Source organism: Longimicrobium sp. (genome assembly GCF_036280135.1).
Lineage (GTDB): Bacteria > Gemmatimonadota > Gemmatimonadetes > Longimicrobiales > Longimicrobiaceae > Longimicrobium.
The window spans coordinates 1-2147 of the sequence record NZ_DASURI010000997.1; the positions used below are offsets into that span (position 1 = coordinate 1).

Below are 2147 nucleotides of genomic sequence, written 5' to 3' on the forward strand. Positions count from 1 at the left end.
CCGGGTCCGCCCGCACGGTGCGCAGCCCGGGCGCCAGCGTCGTGGTGAACTGCACGTCCTCGCCGATGAGCCGGCGCAGCATGGGCTGCACCCCCCGCACCACGGCGTTCAGGTCCAGCAGGCGCGGCTGCAGCACCTGGCTGCGGCTAAAGGCCAGGAGCTGCCGCGTGAGGTCCGCGGCGCGGGCCGCCGCGTGGTCGATCTCCTCCACGTCCTGCCGCAGCACGCTGGTGCCGGGCAGGTCGTCCATCAGCAGCTGCGCGTTGCCGCGGATGGCCGTGAGCATGTTGTTGAAGTCGTGCGCCACGCCGCCGGCCAGCCGTCCCACGGCCTCCATCTTTTGCGCCTGCCGCAGCTGCTGCTCCAGCTGCTTTTGCCCCGTGAGGTCCGACGACACGCCCACGGCCCCGATGACGGCGCCCTGCGCGTCGCGGATGGGGCTGAGGATGACGTGCGCGGGAAAGGTGCTGCCGTCGCGCCGGCGCATCTCCATCTCCCCCGTCCAGCTGCCGCCGTTCATGACCACGGCCCAGGTGTGCACGTTGCCCGCCAGGGGCGAGGTGGACGCGGCCACGGACCAGGGGCTGCGGCCCAGGGCCTCGGCGGCCGTCCACCCGTAGAGCTGCTCGGCAAAGCTGTTCCAGAACAGCACGGAGCCCTTCATGTCCACGGCCACCACGGCCTGGCCCACCACGTCCAGCAGCCCGGCCTGAAAGCGCAGGGCGTGCTCCGCCTGCTTGCGCCGGGTGATGTCGCGCGACGAGCACACAATGCGGTGCACCCGTCCCTCCCCGTCGCGCAGCACGGCGATGCGGCTGGCGAACCAGGGGCCGTCCGTGCCGCCGTCGGCGGTGAGCTGGCGCCACTCGGCCTCGGCGCGGCCCTCCGCGGCGGCCTGGTAGTTGGCGCGCAGCAGGCGCTCGCGGTCGTCGGGGTGCACCAGCGACACGGCCGGCTGCCCCGCCAGCGCGTCGGGGTGGCGGCCCGTGGCGCGCACCACGGACGGGCTGGCGTACAGGAACCGGCCCTCGGCGTCGTGCAGGCTCACCACGTCGTCGGTGCCGTCGGCCAGCATGCGGTAGCGCTCCTCCATCTCGGCGCGGGCCTGCTCGGCCCGCTTGCGCTCCGTGACGTCGCGGCTGATGCTGAGCACCACCTGCCGCCCGCGGTAGTCGGTGCGCGAGGCCTTGACCTCCAGGTGCAGCTCCGCGCCGTCGGCGCGCCGGTGCACGGCCTCGAACTCGTGCGGCGGGGCGTCGTCCAGGGTGCGGCGCAGGTGCGCCTCGCCCGCCGCGGGGTCCACGGCCAGGGTGCGCAGGGAGCGCCCCACGAGCGCGTCCAGGGGCAGGCCGTAGAGCGCGGCCGCGCGGGGGTTGGCATCCACCACCGTCTCGTCGGCCGGGTCCAGCAGCAGGATGGCGTCGTTGGCGTGCTGAAACAGGCGCTGGTAGTCCTGGCGCGAGCGCATCACCTCCTCCTCGGCGGCCTTGCGCGAGGTGATGTCCGTCCACGAGCCCACGATCTCCGTCACGTCCTCGCACGTCTGTCCCGGGCGCAGCTCCTCCAGGATCCACCGGTACTCGCCCCACGCCGTGCGAAAGCGGAACTCGTGGCTCACGGGGAGGCTGTGGGCGACGGCGCGCGAAAAGGCCTCGGCGCCGGCGCGGTCGTCGGGGTGCACCCGCTCCAGCCACCACGCCCGCGAGCGCGCCTCGCCGGCCGCGTAGCCGTAGAGCGTCTGCAGGTTGTCGCTCACCCACACGGGCTCCGACTGCCCGCGCCTGAGCCGCAGCACGAAGATCACCACGGGGCTGGCCGTCATCACGTGGCGCAGCCGGTCACGCAGGTGGTCCAGCATCTCCGAGGCGCGCGCCAGCTCGTGGTTCTGCCCCCGCATGGCCCACAGCCCGCGCAGGCTCATCCCGAACATGCCCAGGCACCCCGCGCCCAGCGCCACCATCAGCTCGTCGAGCTGCAGGCGCTCGTGGGCGCGGGACCACGCGGAAAACACCTCGAACAGGTTGGCCTGGGTGCCCGCGGCGTAGCTCGTGAGGGTGATGCACAGCAGGAGGGCGACCTGGGGCCAGATGCGGAGCGACCGGGCGGGAGAGCGGGGCGGGGTGTGCATGGGCGCGCGGGGCAGGTGT

The 2147-nt window shown here is 73.7% G+C and carries 1 protein-coding gene; it reads right to left on the reverse strand.

Translation table 11 applies throughout. The features are described 5' to 3' along the window. Positions 1-2128 (reverse strand): PAS domain S-box protein (locus VFZ20_RS31985; protein ID WP_329688043.1); only part of this gene is annotated, 2128 nt, incomplete at its 3' end. Positions 2129-2147 lie beyond the last annotated feature (19 nt).